A 15,560-nucleotide genomic window follows, 5' to 3' on the forward strand; every position below is an offset into this window, starting at 1 on the left:
TCAGACCTTAGTAGGACATCTACGCCGCCCGGGCCTCGTCCGAGCGAAGCGTCAGCACCCGCACCCCGTCCCGGGTGACCGCGACCGTGTGTTCGAACTGGGCCGACAGCTTGCGGTCGGCGGTGACGACCGTCCAGCCGTCGTCCAGGGTGGCGACAGAGCGGACGCCCTGGTTCAGCATGGGTTCGATGGTGAAGACCATGCCTTCGCGCAGCGTCAGCCCCGTGCCCGCCTTGCCGAAATGTAGGACCTGGGGTTCCTCGTGCATCTCTCGCCCGATGCCGTGGCCGCAGTAGTCGCGCACGACCGAATAGCCGGCGCGCTTGGCGTGCTGTTCGATGGCGTGACCGATGTCGCCGAGTTTCGCGCCAGGGCGGACGGCGCGGATGCCCTTCCACAGGGCCTCGTAGGTGGTGCGGACCAGCTTCTTCGCGGCCGGACCGACCGAGCCGATCAGATAGGTCTTGGATGAGTCGGCGATGAAGCCGTGTTTCTCGAGCGTGATGTCGAGGTTGACGAGGTCGCCGTCCTTCAGGACCTCGTCGGCGGACGGGACGCCGTGGCAGACGACCTCGTTGATCGAGGCGTTGAGCACGAAGCCGTAGCCGTACTGGCCCTTGGAGGCCGGGCGCGCCTTCAGGTCCTCGACGATGAAGGCCTCGACCCGGTCGTTGACCTCCAGCGTCGTCATGCCCGCGAGCGTCAACCCGTCCAGATGGGTGAAGACCGAGGCCAGGAGGCGGCCGGCCTCGGCCATCAGTTCGATCTCTCCGGGGGTCTTGGTCATGCGGCGATCGGGGGCGTTTCGACGCCGGCGGCCTTGAGTTCGCGCGCCATCAGCTCCTGGAAGGAGAGGCCCGGGTTGAGCTCGCACAGCATGCCCAGCCTGATCCAGAAGGCGGCCTGGGCATTGATCGAACGGCACGAGGCCTTGGAGGCGCGACGCAGCTGTTCGTGCAGCGCGTCCTCGATGTTGACGATGCCCATGAGGCGTCTCCCAGTATGCGTTTCGTATGCGCCATGTATATTTCTGCCGGCTGGGCTGCAAGACGTCAGGCCGGACAGAGAGTCAATGAGGGAGCGGCCTTTCCGGCGGCGCGGAACCGTGCGGCGAGGGCGACCGTTCTCAGGCCCTTGTTCCAGGGTACCGTCCGCATGTCCGACACCGTCATCGATCCGACCTATCATCCGCCGGCGGACGCCGTGGCCTTCTATGACGAAAGCCTTCGGCTGCTGAAGGAGAGCGGGATCCCCTTCCTGCTGTCCGGCACCTATGCGGTCACGGCCTATACGGGGATCCGGCGGCCGACCAAGGACCTGGATGTCTTCTGCAAGCCCGGCGACTATCCGCGTATCCTCGCCTTCTTCCAGGCGCGCGGATACCGGACCGACGTCGAGGACGAGCGCTGGATCGCCAAGGTGTGGAAGGACGAGAAGCATTTCTTCGACGTGATCTTCGCCATGTCGAACGGCACCATCGCGGTGTCGGACAGCTGGTTCGGATCGGATACGATCGAGGTCTATGGCCACGAGGTGACCATCACCCCGCCGACGGCCCTGATCTTGTCGAAGGTCTTCATTCAGGACCGCTATCGCTACGACGGCGCGGACGTGAATCACATCATCCTGAAGCAGGCGGGGGCCATCGACTGGAAGAGCCTGCTGGACCAGATGGACCTGTATTGGGAGGTCCTGATGGCGCACCTGCTGAACTTCCGGTTCGCCTACCCGACCGAGCGGGACAACATCCCGGCCTGGCTGATGACCGAACTGGCGCAGCGGCTGGAGGCGCAGGTCAACCTGCCGGCGCCGCGCGTGAAGGTGTGCCGGGGCCGTCTGTTCAGCGCGCGGGACTATGTGTCCGACATCTCCGAATGGGGCTTCGGCGACGTCGTCGGCAAGGGGCTGGAGGAGCGACATGACCCCGTCCACTGATCCTCAGACCCCGCAACCGGGTCTGGACGCGGGGCCGAAGACGAAGCTGCGCGTCGCGGCGGTCGGTGACCTCCATGTCGGCGAGGCGTCGGAGAAGCCGTACCGCGACCTGTTCGAACAGGTGCACCAGGATGCCGACGTCCTGTGCTTGTGCGGGGACATGGTCAACTTCGGCAAGACGCGTGAGGTCGAGATCCTGATCGAGGATCTGAAGCTGTGCCAGATCCCCATCGTCGGGGTCATGGGAAACCACGAACATGAGTGCGGCCAGCCGGAGCATGTGCTGGAGATGCTGTCCGACGCGGGCGTCCAGATGATTTCGGACGGGCGCAGCTACGAGATCGGAGGGGTCGGCTTCGCGGGCGGCAAGGGGTTTGTCGGCGGCTTCGGTCGCTACATGCTGAGCTCCTTCGGCGAGAGCGCGATCAAGACGTTCGTGCAGGAAGCGGTCGAGGATGCCAACCAGATCGAGACCTCGATCCGGTCTTTGAGGACCGAGCGGTCGGTGGTCCTGCTGCACTATTCGCCGGTGGTTGATACGGTGGTCGGAGAGCCGCCGGAGATCCACGCCTTCCTCGGCTCGTCGCGCCTGGCCGAGACGATCGACCGCTACGACAACGTGAAACTGGTGGTGCACGGCCATGCGCATCGCGGCGCGCCCGAAGGGGCCACCCATCGCGGGGTGCCGGTGTTCAACGTCGCCCTGCCGGTGCTGAGAACGCTCGGCGACACCCCCTATCGGGTGTTCGAGGTCTAGGCTTCAGGCGATCTTCCCGAGGAACCCGATCAGTGCCGCGTTGACCTCGTCGGGACGCTCCTGCTGAAGCCAGTGCCCCGCGCCGGGCAGGACCGTCTGGGTGCGCAGGTCGGTCAGCCAGTCCTTCAGCGTCGCCTCGTGCTGACCTGCGTAATGACGGACCGGATCGCGCTCGCCGACCATGAACATCGACGGCTGGCGGATCCGTCTGTCCTGCAGGAAGGCGGTCAGGGCCCAGTTGCGGTCGATGTTGCGATACCAGTCCAGCGGCCCCTTGAAGCCCCCGGCGGTGAATGCGGCGACGTATTCGGCGTGGTGCGCCTCGCTCATCCAGGGCGGCAGGGTCGCGTCGTCGGCGACCTCGGACAGGAAGTCCTGGCCCGGCGCGATGAAGCCGGTCGACTGGCGCTCTGACGGGGTCGAACCGTCGTAGGCGTAGAATCCCTTGCGCAGCCCGTTCGCCACGTCGGCCTCGAAGATCCGGTGATGATCCGGGGCCTGGAACTGATTGATGTAGAGTTCGCCCAGACCTGCCCGCTTCGACATGGCCGCCATGATCGGCGTCGGAGCGCCGCCCGGACGGCGCGGCTGGAACGGCACCGACAGTCCGGCGACGGCGGTGAACATGTCAGGCCGCATGAGGGCGCAATGCCAGGCGACCGGGGCGCCCCAGTCGTGACCGACGACGGTGCAGGTCGGTTCCTTCCCCGCGTCACTGGAAAGAGCCCGGACCAGATCGACCATATCCCCGACCAGATGCAGGATCGAATAGGCCTCAGTCTCGGCGGGCTTGTCGGTCCCGCCATAGCCGCGCATGTCGGGCGCGACAGCGTGATAGCCGGCCTCGGCGAGGGCCTGGACCTGCGCGCGCCAGCTGATGCCCAGTTCGGGAAAGCCGTGGATCAGGATAACGAGGCGCCCCTGCCCGGCTTCGAGAATCTGTTGCTTGAGGCCGTCGGTCGCGATGATCCGGGTCTTCATGGGGCGGCTTCTCCGACGAGGGCTTTGGCGCCGAACGCGAGGTCGTGCATTGAAGCTCCCATGACCCGCATGACCAGCTTCTCCGACGGTACGATCGTTCCGGTCCTCGGCCAAGGGACGTGGATGATCGGCGATGATCCCAAGACCCGCGACGCCGAACAGGCGGCCCTGTCGCGCGGCATCGATCTGGGGCTGACCCTGATCGACACGGCGGAACTGTACGGCGACGGCCGCTCAGAACGGTTGGTGGGCGAAGTCATCGCCGGTCGTCGCGACGAGGTCTTCCTGGTCTCCAAGATCAAGCCCGAGAACGCGGGCGAGATGACCATGATGCTGCATGCCGAGAAGTCGCTGGAGCGGCTCGGCGTCGACCGGCTCGACCTCTATCTGTTGCACTGGCAGAGCCGGCATCCGCTGGAGGAGATCGTCGCCGGGTTCGAGGAACTGATCGACGAGGGGATGATCGCGCGCTGGGGCGTGTCCAACCTCGACATCCGGACGATGAACAGGCTGCAAGAGGTTGAGGGCGGCGAGCACTGCGCGACCAATCAACTGCTCTACAATCTCGGCTCGCGAGGGATCGAGTTCGACCTCTTGCCCTGGCAGCAGGAACATCTGCAGCCGGTCATGGCCTATTCGCCTCTGGGGCGGGGCGGGCTGCTGGAGGATCCGGCGCTGCTGGCCGTGGCCGACCGGCACGACGCCACCCCGGCCCAGATCGCGCTGGCGGCGGTCCTGCGTCATGACGGCGTCATCGCCATCCCCAAGGCCTCGACCGTCGCCCACGTCGAGGCCAATGCGGCGGCGCTGGAGATTGAGCTGGACCACGAGGACATCGAGGTTCTGGACCGCGCTTTCCCGCCGCCGACGACGGCCCGACCGCTGGACATCATCTGAGGTCGGCTGACGGGATATGACGTGACGCCTGCGCGCGTTGTCGCGACGATCGCCGTCCGGATATAGCGCTTCATCAGGCTCGCACGGGGCGGGCGCTGGGGAGTCATTCAATGCGTGATCTGTTCCTGACCGTCGCGGCCATCGCCGCCCTCGCCGTTCCGGCCGCCGCCCAGACCGGCGCCGTGTCCTTCACCATCCATAACAACTCCGACAAGACCGTCGAGTCGATCCTGTACGGGCAATCGTCTTCGGACGAGTGGAGCGACAATATCTTGGACTACCAGGTCGAGCCGGGCGACTCGGTCGAGGTCACCGTCGACGACGACCTCGAAGACTGCATGTATGACTTCTATTACACCTTCGATGACGGCACAGACTACGTCGAGCGTGTCGACATGTGCGAGATCAACGGCGAAACCTTCGAGTTCACCGGCGGCTGATCCGTCCACGGATGGTCCAAGAAAAACGGCCCCGGGAGTGATCCCGGGGCCGTTGTCTTTCAGGCTCCGAAGGCGATCAGGCCGCGGCCTTGGTCCCCGTGAACCGGCCGTAGAAGGTCTCGTCCCTGGCCGCCATGTCGCGCAGCAGCTGCGGGACCTTGAAGCGGTCGCCGTAACGGGCGGCGTAGTCGTCCGCCTGGGCCACGAAGGCCTTCAGGCCGATCTGGTCGATGTAGGTGATCGGGCCGCCGGTCCAGGGCGCGAAGCCCCAGGCCAGGATGGCGCCGACATCGGCCTCGCGCGGGTCGTCGATGACGCCCTCTTCCCAGCAACGGGCCACTTCCACCGCCTGGCGATAGAGCAGGCGCTGCTTCTGGTCCTCGACCAGCTCGGGCGTCGAGTCGTTGATCGTGACCGGCGCCAGTTCGGCGAGGCCGGACCACAGTTTCTTGGGCTTCACATCGTAGTCGTAGAAGCCCTTGCCGTTCTTCCTGCCATAGCGACCCAGATCCTCGACCATGGTGCGGATGATCTCGGCGCCGGCCAGCGGCACGTATTTGTCGCCGAGGTCGAGGGCGGTCTGTTTCGACACCTTCATCGACAGATCGAGCGCGACGTCGTCGTGCATTTCCAGCGGGCCGCGCGGCATGCCGGTCATGCGACCGATGTTGTCGATCAGGGCGGGGGCGTAACCCTCCTCCAGCATGGCCAGGCCCTCGGCCACATAGGTGCCGAAGCAGCGCGAGGTGTAGAAGCCGCGACCGTCGTTGACGATGATCGGGGTCTTCTTGATCTTCATGACGTAGTCGAGCGTCTTGGCGATCGCCGCCTGACCCGTCTTCTCGCCCAGGATGATCTCGACCAGCATCATCTTGTCGACGGGCGAGAAGAAGTGGATGCCGATGAAGTCCTCGGGCCGCACGCTCGCCTCGGCCAGGCCGGTGATCGGCAGCGTCGAGGTGTTGGAGCCGAACACGGCGCCGGGTGCGAGCTGGGCCTCGGCCCGCTTGGTGACGTCGGCCTTGATCTCGCGGTTCTCGAACACGGCCTCGATGACCAGGTCCGAATCCTTGATCTGGTCGTAGTCGGTGGTGGCGACGACGGAGGCCAGCAGGGCGTCATACTTGTCCTGCGTCAGCTGACCGCGCGACAGGCGCTTTTTCAGTAGCGCCTCGACGTGGGCCTTGCCCTTGTCGGCATCTTCCTGGGTGCGGTCGATCAGGATGGTCTGGATGCCGGCCAGCGCCTGAACATAGGCGATGCCCGCGCCCATCATGCCGGCGCCGATCACGGTGACCTTCTTGGCGTCCGAGGCGGGGATGCCGGCCGGACGCACGGCGCCCTTGTCCAGTTCCTGCTTCGACAGGAACAGCGACCGGATCATGCCCTGGGCCTGGGGCGTCATCAGGGTCTTGATGAAGTAGCGGGTCTCGATCCGCAGGGCCGCGTCCATGGGCACCTGAATGCCCTCATAGACGGCCTTCATCAGGTTCACGACGGCGGGATAGTTGCCGTAGGACTGTTTCCGCAGCATCGCGTTGCCGACGAGGAAGTTCTGGATCCCGGCCGGGTGATAGGGGCCGCCACCGGGCTGTTTGAAGGACTTGTCGTCCCAGGGCTGGACGGCTTTTCCGCCGCCCTTGATCCAGGCCTTGGCGGCCTCGACCGAGCCGCCTTTGGCGACCACTTCGTGAACCACGCCCGCGCCCTTGGCGTCGTTCGGACGCCAGGACGAACCGGCGCTCATGGCCGTCATCGCCGCCTGCACCCCGATCAGGCGCGTCAGGCGCTGGGTGCCGCCGCCGCCGGGGAAGAGGCCGACTTTGATCTCGGGCAGGCCCAGCTGGATCTTGTTGTCGTCCTCGACCACCCGATAATGGCAGGCGAGAGTCAGCTCGAGACCGCCGCCCAGCGCCAGACCGTTGATGGCCGCCGCGATCGGCTTGCCGCAGGTCTCCAGTGCGCGGAGCGAGCCGTTCATCTTCCAGCCGGCGTCGAACGTGGCCTGAAGGTCGCCGCCGCCGGCCAGCGAACCGCCGGCCATGTCGCCCAGATCGGCGCCGGCGCAGAAGCCGGACGCCTTGCCCGATGTGATGACGGCGCCCTTGATGGCGTCATCGGTCTTGATGCGTTCGACGAGCTGCGGCAGCTCATCCATGACCTTGCCGGTCAGGGTGTTCATCGAACGGCCCGGCACGTCGAAGCTGACCAGGGCGATGCCGTCGGCGTCGACGTCGATCTTGAAGTTTTCCATCAGTGTGATCCTCAGACGCGTTCGATGACGGTGGCGGTGCCCATGCCGCCGCCGATGCACAGGGTGATCAGGGCGGTTTCCTTGTTCGAGCGCTCGAGCTCGTCCAGGGCGATGCCGGTGATCATGGCGCCCGTGGCGCCCAGCGGGTGACCCATGGAGATGCCGCCGCCGTTCACGTTCATCTTGTCATGCGGGATGTTCAGCGCCTGCATGTAGCGCAGGACGACGGCAGCGAAGGCCTCGTTCAGCTCCCAGACGTCGATGTCGGCGACCGTCATGCCCAGCTTGCCGAGCAGCTTGTTGGTCACGAACTCCGGACCCGTCAGCATGATCGACGGCTCCGAGCCGATCGAGGCGGCGCCCTTGATGCGGGCGCGGGGCGTGAGGCCCAGGGCCTTGCCGGCTTCCAGCGTGCCGATCAGGACGCCGGCCGAACCGTCGACGATGCCGGACGAGTTGCCGGGGGTGTGGACGTGGTTGACGCGCTCGACCTCGGGGTAGCGCTGGTTGATCACGGCGTCGAAGGCCATTTCGCCCATCATGGCGAAGGAGGGGTTCAGGGAGCCCAGGGTCTGCATGTCCGTGTTCGGACGAATGGTCTCGTCACGATCCAGGATGGTCAGGCCCAGCTGGTCCTTGACCGGCACGACCGATTTCGAGAAGCGGCCGTCGGCCCAGGCGGCGGCGGCGCGCCTGTGGCTCTCCATCGAATAGGCGTCCACGTCGTCGCGTGAGAATCCGTATTTCGACGCGATCATGTCGGCCGAGACGCCCTGGGGCACGAAATAGGTCGAGATGGCGCTGGACGGGTCGACCGGCCAGGCGCCGCCGTCCGAGCCCATCGGCACGCGGCTCATGGCCTCGATGCCGCCGCCGACGGCGAAATCGGCCTCGCCGGACTTCACTTTCGCAGCGGCCATGTTCACGGCTTCCAGGCCCGAGGCGCAGAAACGGTTGATCTGGACGCCGGCGACGCTCTGGGCCCAGCCTGCGTTGAGCACGGCGGTGCGGGCGATGTCGGCACCCTGTTCGCCCACGGGGGTGACGCAGCCCAGGATGACGTCGTCGACCTTGGAGGTGTCCAGGCCGTTGCGGTCGCGCAGGGCTTCCAGCACCTGGGTCGCCAGGCTCAGCCCGGTGATCTCGTGCAGGGATCCGTCCTTCTTGCCCTTGCCGCGCGGTGTGCGCACGGCGTCGTAGATATAGGCCTCGGTCATGGGGTCAGCGTTCCTTTTTTGGTCCCTAACGCTTGGCGCGCCCCGTTTGGATTTTGGGCGCCTCGCTTCTTGAGGGACGGAGGACGTATTCAAGCGTGGGCGACACAAAGCCTACGTTTACGTCAACGTCAAGATAAGACTTGTCTCGCCTTGGAACAGCCCCCGTCGCGTGGGATTGTGACGGCGATGAACACCCGCACCCTTCTCGCCGCAATCGTGGCCGTGATCACAATACCGGTCGCCGCCTGCGCCCAGTCGACTCCCCAGGCTACGGCCGTGGCCGATCGCGTCTGGATCGAACCCGCCTCCGAACAGGCCCGGACCCTGCGTTCGATCATCCCCGCCGACGACGCCCGGCCGTCCGATGAGCTGGAAGCCCGCCTTCTGATCGCCCACAATCGCGAACGGGCGACCGCCAACGCCGGGCCCCTGACCTGGAGCGACAACCTGGAAGCCGAGGCGCGGGAGTGGGCCGGTACCCTCCTGGACGAGGATCGCTTCGCCCACGATCCGCGTCCGCACGGACATGGGGAGAACCTGTGGATGGGCTGGGGCGGGCGCGAATTCACGCCCGAGGACATGGTGGGGGACTGGATCGCGGAGCGACGTCTCTATCGATCGGGCGTCTTTCCGAACGTCAGCCGCACTGGCGACTGGGTCGCGGTCGGACACTATACCCAGCTGATCTGGCGCGGCACGACCCATGTCGGCTGCGCGGTGGCGACGCGGGGCGATCGCTCGATCCTGGCCTGCCGCTACTCCCCGCCCGGCAATATCGACGGGCAGAGGCCGTAGACGCCAGGACGCCGCCGCCTAATCCTCGTCGTCGCTCTCGTCCGGGATCGCCGGCATCTCGACCGAGGGTGCGATGGTCTTGATCTCGCCGACGACGGCGCCGGGGAAGGCTTCGAGCACGGCCTTGACGAAGGGGTCGGCCTCGACCTCGGCGCGTTCCTGGGCCTTTTCTCGGCGGTTGATCTCTATGACGGTCTCGCCGCCGCCCTCGCCGTTGGCAATGACGAACCACTGGCGGCCGGTCCAGTCCTTGAGCCGCGAGGCCAGTTTGGTCGCCAGGTTGGCGGGCATGCCGGCGACCGGCTCGAACGTCAGGCGGCCGGGCGAGAAGGCGACCGGGCGGACATAGCGCTCGATCTCCATCTGCAGGGCGATCTCGCGCTTCTGGCCGACCAGCGAGACGACGTCCTCGAACGACTGCGGATCGGGCAGGGTGGGGATGGGCGCCGGGCGGATCGACAGCTGGGCCGATGCCCCGCCCCCGCCGCCGCCGCCACGAGGCCCGCCCGAACCGCCGCCGCCCGGGACCTCGCCGTTCTGCAGCTTCTTCAGCGCCTCTTCCGGACCGGGCAGGTCGGCGGCGTAGGCGAGGCGGACGATGGCCATCTCGACCGCATCGGCAGGGGACGGCGCACGGCGCACCTCGTCCAGCGCTCTCAGCAGCATCGACCAGGTCCGCGACAGGGTGCCGGCCGAGACGGCTGCGCCCATCGCCGCCAGACGCTGGGCCTGATCGTTGGGCAGGCGGGTGGCGTTCGGACCCAGCATCTTGGCGACCGAGGCGGCGTGGCAGTGTTCCAGGAGGTCGTTGGTCACCTGAACCGGGTCGGCGCCATAGCCATAGAGGGTGCGGAAGCTCTCGATGGCCTCGGGCGTGCGGCCGGCCATGACCTGTTCGAACAGGGCGATGGTCTGGGACCGGTCGGCCAGGCCCAGCATGTCGCGGACCGTGTCGGTGGCGACGGGTTCGCCGCGTTCGCCCTGGACCAGGGCTTGATCCAGCAGGCTGAGGCCGTCACGGACCGAGCCCTCGGCGGCGCGGGCGATCAGGGCCAGGGCGTCGTCCTCGACCTTCATGCCTTCCTTCGTCGCGATCCGGCCGAGGTGTTCGACGAGGATTTCCGGCTCGACGCGGCGCAGATCGAAACGCTGGCAGCGCGACAGGATGGTCACCGGGACCTTGCGGATCTCGGTGGTCGCGAAGATGAATTTGGCGTGGGGCGGCGGCTCTTCCAGCGTCTTCAGCAGGGCGTTGAAGGCCTGGTTCGACAGCATGTGGACTTCGTCGAGGACGTAGACCTTGTAGCGGGCCTCGACGGGGGCGTAGCGGACGCTTTCCAGGATATCGCGGATGTCGTTGACGCCGGTGTGGGAGGCCGCGTCCATCTCCATGACGTCCATGTGCTGGCCGGCCATGATCGCCGCGTCGTGGCGGCCGTGGGCGGTCAGGGTCAGCGAGGGCCGGTCGATGACGTCGGTCTCATTGTTCAGGGCGCGGGCCAGAAGGCGGGCCGTGGTCGTCTTGCCGACGCCGCGCACACCGGTCAGCATGAAGGCGTGGGCGATGCGGCCGGTGGCGAAGGCGTTGGTCAGGGTGCGGACCATCGCCTCCTGGCCGATCAGGTCCTCGAAGGTCTTGGGCCGGTATTTGCGGGCCAGGACGGTGTAGGCCTCGCCATCGCCCTCGACGGGTGTCGGCGGGGAGACGGGGATCGGTTCGACCGTTTTCACCTCGGCGGCGGGCGCAGCAGCGGGCGCACCGAACATGTCGTCGGTGTTCTCGTCACGCTCGGGCGCGTCGTCGTCTTCCGCCCAAGGCGGATCGCCGGAATCAAGGTCGACGTCGGTCATGGGGGCGAACCTACAGCGAACGCCCCCGCCGACGCGAGACCTCTCGAACTCAGTCGGTCAGATCGCGCGGCAACTGGCCGCCGTTGTCCACGATCTTCTGGATAACCTGCTTGTGCAGCCAGATGTTCATCGTCGCCGAGTCCGACTTGTCGCCAGTGTAGCCGAGCTCATCGGCCAGTTCCTTGCGCTCGGCCAGCGAGCTTTCCATGCCCAAGAGCTTCATCAGATCGACGATGGAGGTCCGCCAGTTCAGCTTCTGGTCCCTCTGGTCGTTCATGAAGTCCAGGATGCCGGCGACATCCACCGGCTGGGCCGGCTGAGGCACCATGGCCGCGGCCGTCGTGATCGGCGGCTGGACGGGGGTAGGCGTCGGCGCGGGCTGGGTCGGAGCGCTGGGGGCCTTGTCCTTGTCGCGGTTGAAGATCTTGCCGAGGATATTGCCGAGAATGCTCATGCGGTCGCTCCGGTTGGACTGGCCAATGGAGCGGGTGGGAACGGTCTAGGTTCCAATCCTCCCCCGTCGGGGGAGGTGGCTCGAAGCGAACCGTAGAGACGGAGGGGGCCCAGCGGCGAACTCCGTGTCTGGGGCGAGCCCCCTCCACCACTTCGCGGTCCCCCTCCCCCAACGGGGGAGGAATGCGCTCAAGCAGCCAGACGCCGCGCGTCGAGCAGTAGCGCGCTAAAGATGCGCTCAAGCAGCGAGACGCCGCGCGTCGAGCGTTAGCGCACAAAAAAGGAGAGAGTGGAGACCGCGACCCGAAGGGGAATTCGTTGTGGCTGCTGCCTTCCGGCCCTGACCAGGTTGGCGAAGCCTTCGCCCGCGATCTCCAAGGCCGATATCGCCCATGAGGCCGGCGAGATCAAGGCGCCCCTCCCCGACCGCGCGGAACGGCGGTAGAGAGCGGCATGGCCCTCACCCTTCTCAACACCTTCGCCGGCAATCCCCTGGATCGCGCCGGAGACCTGCGCAACACGCCCGAGTGGCTGGCCGAGCAGGGCGAGAGCCCCGACGCTCTGGCCATGGTCTTCTGGGACGGTCAGCCGCTGCTGGAGGATCACCCGGACGGACCGCGTCTGGCGTGGCTGGCCTTGACCCATGCCCGCGATCTTGCGCCCGTGCCCGATCAGGAACTGTTCCTCGGCCTGTGGAAGTCGGCGCCGGTGTTCGCTGTCGAACTCGAGGGATCGGTCGATCCGGCCGAGGGGCCGGTCAAGGGACTGGGCGTCTTCACCGGCCTGCGGGAGGCGGCGGCGGTGCTGTCGGGGACGGACGCGGCCATCGCGGGCGGGGCCAAGTCGCTGTTCGACTGGCGCAGGCGGCACGGATTCTGCGCCAACTGCGGACATGAGACGAGATCTACGGCGGGCGGCTGGCGGCGGGTCTGTCCGTCCTGCGAGGCGGAGCATTTCCCGCGCGTCGATCCCGTGACCATCATGCTGCCGGTGTTCGAGGGGCGGTGCCTGCTGGGGCGTCAGGCGGCCTGGCCCGCAGGGCGGATGTCGGCCCTGGCCGGATTCCTCGAGCCGGGCGAGACGATCGAGGAGGCCTGCGCCCGCGAGATCAAGGAGGAGGCCGGGCTGACGGTGACGGCGGTGCGCTATCACTCCAGCCAGCCCTGGCCCTTTCCGTCCCAACTGATGATCGGCCTGATCGCCGAGGTGTCGGATGCGAACGCGACGCCCGATCAGACCGAGCTGGAAGCGGTGGCCTGGCTGACGAAGGATGAGGCGAGGGCGGTTCTGGCCGGAACGCACGCGATCAAGGCCCCACCGAAATTCGCCATAGCCAGGACGCTGATCCAGGCGTGGGTGGACGGGTTCGAGGTTTGAGGCCAGGGCTTAGGGCTTAGGGGTTAGCAGGCTTCTTCTACTGCCTAAGCCCTACCCCTCTAACCCCTAACTGCGCTCGCCAGAGCCCGCGCCGCCTCCAGATCCGCCGGATTGTCCACCGAGATCGGCGCCTCGTCGATCACGGCCGCCCAGATCGACAGGCCCAGCTCCAGCGCGCGCAGCTGTTCCAGCTTCTCGCGCTGCTCCAGTGGCGAGGGCGGGGCGGCGCAGAAGCGTTTCAGGGCCTCGCGGCGGTAGCCGTAGACGCCGATGTGCCGCCAGACCGGCGCATCGCCGTAAAGCGTCGACCGGGTGAAATAGAGGGCGCGGCCGTGTCTGTGGCCCTCCGCGAGGGCAAGGACCGCCTTGACCACGTCGACGTTGGTGCGGTCGGAAATATCCGCCTCGGGTGCGACCAGGGTGGCGATGTCGCAGCCTGGCTCGCCATGCAGAAGGGCGGCGCAGGCGGTGGCGATGCCGGGATCGGCCAGGGGCATGTCGCCCTGAAGATTGATCACCGAATCATATTCGCCATCGGGGTCCAGCGTCTCCAGGGCGGCCAGCACCCGATCCGACCCCGACGGAAGGGCGGGATCGGTCAGGACGGCGCGACCCCCGGCCGCCTCGATCACATCGACGATCACCTGATCCCCCGCCGCCACCGCGACGGGCAGGCCCGACAGCATGGCCTGCTCCCAGGCCCGGATCACCATGGGTTTGCCGCCGATATCGGCCAGAGGCTTGCCCGGCAGACGGGTGGCGGACATGCGAGTGGGTATCAGTATCAGGGGCGTCATCGGCGGCCTTCCGGTCATGCGACGCCCCGACGCTCAAACTGAGGTCCGGGGCCGGTTGCGAAGGCGGCGCTAGCGTGTAAGAGACCGCCAATCAAGATTTCGCCCGGTTTGCCGAGCCGGCCGGGCCTCTAACGACGGGATGCGACGACGCGATGAGCGGCGATCTGAAGTGGAACAAGATTTTCGGCGCGGGCCTGGGGACGGCGTTCGTCATCCTGATGGTCCAGCAGGTCTCGGGCGCGGTCTATTCGACCCATTCGCCGGAGAAGATGGGCTATTTCGTCGACGCCCCTGAGGAGGCCGCAGGCGGCGCTGCAGAAGTCGAGCTGGCTCCGGACTGGGGCACGGTCCTGCCGGTCGCCGACCTGGCCGCCGGTGAAGCCGCCTTCGCCCGCTGCCAGGCCTGCCACAACATCGCCTCCGGCGGCGCCGACGGCATCGGCCCGAACCTGTACGGCGTCGTGGGCGGTCCGGTCATGCACCGCGCCGGCTTCGCCTATTCGGACGCCATGGCCGCGCACAAGGCCGAGGCGCCCAACTGGGGCTATGACGAGCTGGATCAGTTCATCACCGCCCCGAACCGCTATGTATCGGGCACCAAGATGTCGTTCGCCGGCCTGCGCGACACCCCGACCCGCATCAACCTGATCGCCTATCTGCGCAGCCAGGGTTCGTCCGGTTACGCTATTCCGGCGCCGGATCCCGCGCGTCAGCCGGGCGCCGCCGCTCCGGCCGAAGGCGAAGTCCCCACCGAGGGCACCCCTGCGGACGCTGCGACGGCGGGCGTGGAATCGGGCGCGGCTCCGGCCGAGGCCGCCACCGGTGCCCCCACGACCCAGACCGGCGACGTCGCGCCTCCGGCCGCGACCAGCCCGACCCCGCCGAACACCTGATCGGCGATCCGTTCGAGACGAGACGCAGGCGGTCCTCACGGGCCGCCTGTTTTCGTTTATGGGGGTGTCAGAGGCGGCGGAAGACGGCGGGCTCGAAGCCGTCGGCCAGATAGCGGGCGTCTGCCTCGGCGAAGGCTTCCGTCACGACCGCGCCGTGGAAGCCGGTGGCGTGGATGACGTGGGTCTCGTCCAGCATCAGGGCCGAATGGCCGGTCCAACTGCGATCGCCGCGGCTCAGCCAGACGACGATGTCGCCGCGCTGGGCCTTATCGCCCGGGACGGCGACGCCGAGCTCGGCCTGCTCATGCGAACGGCGCGGTCCGGCCAGACCACAGGCGAACAGGGCCTGTTGCACCAGGCCGGAGCAGTCGGTCGCGACCGAGGAGCGGGCGCCCAGGCTGTGCGGCACGCCCAGCAGGCTTTCCGCGACCGCCACGGGATCGGCCTCGAACGCGCCGATCGGTGTCGTGTCGGCAAGCTCGTCGGTGAGCGCATTCAGGGGCAGGGCGGACGCGACCGAGGCGACCCGGCGGGTCGGCAGGGCACGATGGGGGACGAGGGTCGAAGCCTCCATCCAGCCCACGGTCCCGTCGCGACGCGCCTGGCCCCAGACGCGCGCGCCGCGCCGGTCCAGAACATCGAAAATCTCGCCGTGCAGAAGCTGGTCGATCCGCTCGGAGGCCTGATCGGCGTCGGCGTGAATGTCGGCGACGGGGACGGCCCCGCGCATGGCCTCGGTCGCGCGGAAGGTCTCGGCCCGGACACGCCCCTCCAGCGCCTGCGCGGCCAGATCGGGCCGGGCGAGCGTCGTGCGAGGATCGAAGGCGGTCGAGAGGTCGGTCAAACGCAGGCCCTGACGAGTGGACGATCCTTGTGACAGGCGAAGGCGAAAGTCCCGTTAATGGCGGGACCG

At 67.3% G+C, this 15,560-nt stretch carries 16 protein-coding genes and 1 other RNA gene; 7 read left to right on the forward strand and 10 right to left on the reverse strand.

From position 1 onward, the window contains the following. Window positions 1-19: 19 nt before the first annotated feature. Window positions 20-787 (reverse strand): type I methionyl aminopeptidase, encoded by a 768-nt coding sequence (map, locus tag ACW171_RS13255; protein WP_492093830.1) that lies wholly within the window; start codon window positions 785-787, stop codon window positions 20-22. Beyond that, complete coding sequence (locus tag ACW171_RS13260; protein ID WP_492093831.1) at window positions 784-987, reverse strand: ParD-like family protein; 204 nt, start codon at window positions 985-987, stop codon at window positions 784-786. The genes map and ACW171_RS13260 overlap by 4 nt, the downstream gene beginning before the upstream one ends. 168 nt (window positions 988-1,155) lie before the next feature. Here ACW171_RS13260 and ACW171_RS13265 point away from each other — a divergent pair, with 168 nt between their 5' ends. Together ACW171_RS13265 and ACW171_RS13270 are read left to right on the forward strand one after the other, a co-directional pair. Then, the gene (locus ACW171_RS13265; protein WP_492093832.1) at window positions 1,156-1,935 is read left to right on the forward strand and encodes a nucleotidyltransferase family protein; all 780 of its coding nucleotides are present in this window, start codon (window positions 1,156-1,158) and stop codon (window positions 1,933-1,935) included. Beyond that, entirely contained in the window at window positions 1,919-2,692 is a 774-nt protein-coding gene (locus tag ACW171_RS13270; RefSeq protein ID WP_492093833.1) for a metallophosphoesterase family protein, read from the forward strand. The genes ACW171_RS13265 and ACW171_RS13270 overlap by 17 nt, the downstream gene beginning before the upstream one ends. A 3-nt stretch (window positions 2,693-2,695) precedes the next feature. Here the strand turns inward: ACW171_RS13270 and ACW171_RS13275 are convergent, their stop codons facing one another. Then, a complete protein-coding gene (locus tag ACW171_RS13275; RefSeq protein ID WP_492093834.1) occupies window positions 2,696-3,673 on the reverse strand; it encodes an alpha/beta fold hydrolase in 978 nt (325 codons plus the stop codon). A gap of 60 nt (window positions 3,674-3,733) precedes the next feature. Here ACW171_RS13275 and ACW171_RS13280 point away from each other — a divergent pair, with 60 nt between their 5' ends. Together ACW171_RS13280 and ACW171_RS13285 are read left to right on the forward strand one after the other, a co-directional pair. Next, window positions 3,734-4,570, forward strand: coding sequence for an aldo/keto reductase (locus tag ACW171_RS13280; RefSeq protein ID WP_492093835.1), 837 nt, complete (start codon window positions 3,734-3,736; stop codon window positions 4,568-4,570). Window positions 4,571-4,680: 110 nt separating this feature from the next. Next, on the forward strand, window positions 4,681-5,010 hold the full coding sequence (locus tag ACW171_RS13285; RefSeq protein ID WP_492093836.1) for a hypothetical protein: 330 nt from the start codon (window positions 4,681-4,683) through the stop codon (window positions 5,008-5,010). 76 nt (window positions 5,011-5,086) lie between these two features. On the opposite strand, the gene ACW171_RS13290 is transcribed toward ACW171_RS13285, so the two are convergent. Both ACW171_RS13290 and ACW171_RS13295 read right to left on the reverse strand, forming a co-directional pair. After that, window positions 5,087-7,264 carry a 3-hydroxyacyl-CoA dehydrogenase NAD-binding domain-containing protein gene (locus tag ACW171_RS13290; RefSeq protein ID WP_492093837.1) on the reverse strand — a complete coding sequence of 726 codons (2,178 nt, stop codon included), beginning with the start codon at window positions 7,262-7,264 and terminating at the stop codon, window positions 5,087-5,089. Window positions 7,265-7,275: 11 nt separating this feature from the next. Then, complete coding sequence (locus tag ACW171_RS13295) at window positions 7,276-8,481, reverse strand: acetyl-CoA C-acetyltransferase (protein WP_492093838.1); 1,206 nt, start codon at window positions 8,479-8,481, stop codon at window positions 7,276-7,278. A gap of 186 nt (window positions 8,482-8,667) precedes the next feature. Between ACW171_RS13295 and ACW171_RS13300 the strand changes: the two genes are divergently transcribed. Continuing rightward, window positions 8,668-9,276 carry a CAP family protein gene (locus ACW171_RS13300; protein ID WP_492093839.1) on the forward strand — a complete coding sequence of 203 codons (609 nt, stop codon included), beginning with the start codon at window positions 8,668-8,670 and terminating at the stop codon, window positions 9,274-9,276. An 18-nt stretch (window positions 9,277-9,294) separates the two neighbouring features. On the opposite strand, the gene ACW171_RS13305 is transcribed toward ACW171_RS13300, so the two are convergent. The 3 genes from ACW171_RS13305 to ffs form a co-directional block, all read right to left on the reverse strand. Further along, entirely contained in the window at window positions 9,295-11,127 is a 1,833-nt protein-coding gene (locus ACW171_RS13305; protein ID WP_492093840.1) for a DNA polymerase III subunit gamma/tau, read from the reverse strand. A gap of 49 nt (window positions 11,128-11,176) precedes the next feature. Then, on the reverse strand, window positions 11,177-11,581 hold the full coding sequence (locus tag ACW171_RS13310) for a DUF3597 domain-containing protein (protein WP_492093841.1): 405 nt from the start codon (window positions 11,579-11,581) through the stop codon (window positions 11,177-11,179). Between the two features lie 283 nt (window positions 11,582-11,864). Continuing rightward, window positions 11,865-11,960: signal recognition particle sRNA small type (gene ffs / locus ACW171_RS13315), an RNA gene on the reverse strand. Window positions 11,961-12,033: 73 nt separating this feature from the next. On the opposite strand from ffs, the gene nudC reads away from it, so the two are divergent. Then, window positions 12,034-12,957 carry an NAD(+) diphosphatase gene (gene nudC, locus ACW171_RS13320; protein ID WP_492093842.1) on the forward strand — a complete coding sequence of 308 codons (924 nt, stop codon included), beginning with the start codon at window positions 12,034-12,036 and terminating at the stop codon, window positions 12,955-12,957. A gap of 59 nt (window positions 12,958-13,016) precedes the next feature. Here the strand turns inward: nudC and ACW171_RS13325 are convergent, their stop codons facing one another. Next, a complete protein-coding gene (locus tag ACW171_RS13325) occupies window positions 13,017-13,754 on the reverse strand; it encodes a 3-deoxy-manno-octulosonate cytidylyltransferase (protein WP_492093843.1) in 738 nt (245 codons plus the stop codon). Window positions 13,755-13,906: 152 nt separating this feature from the next. Here ACW171_RS13325 and ACW171_RS13330 point away from each other — a divergent pair, with 152 nt between their 5' ends. Further along, window positions 13,907-14,647: a c-type cytochrome gene (locus tag ACW171_RS13330; protein ID WP_492093844.1), complete on the forward strand. Its 741-nt coding sequence runs from the start codon at window positions 13,907-13,909 to the stop codon at window positions 14,645-14,647. Window positions 14,648-14,714: 67 nt separating this feature from the next. On the opposite strand, the gene ACW171_RS13335 is transcribed toward ACW171_RS13330, so the two are convergent. After that, complete coding sequence (locus ACW171_RS13335; protein ID WP_492093845.1) at window positions 14,715-15,491, reverse strand: C40 family peptidase; 777 nt, start codon at window positions 15,489-15,491, stop codon at window positions 14,715-14,717. Window positions 15,492-15,560 lie beyond the last annotated feature (69 nt).

The sequence above is a fragment of the Brevundimonas sp. FV1ye28 genome (assembly GCF_058681135.1).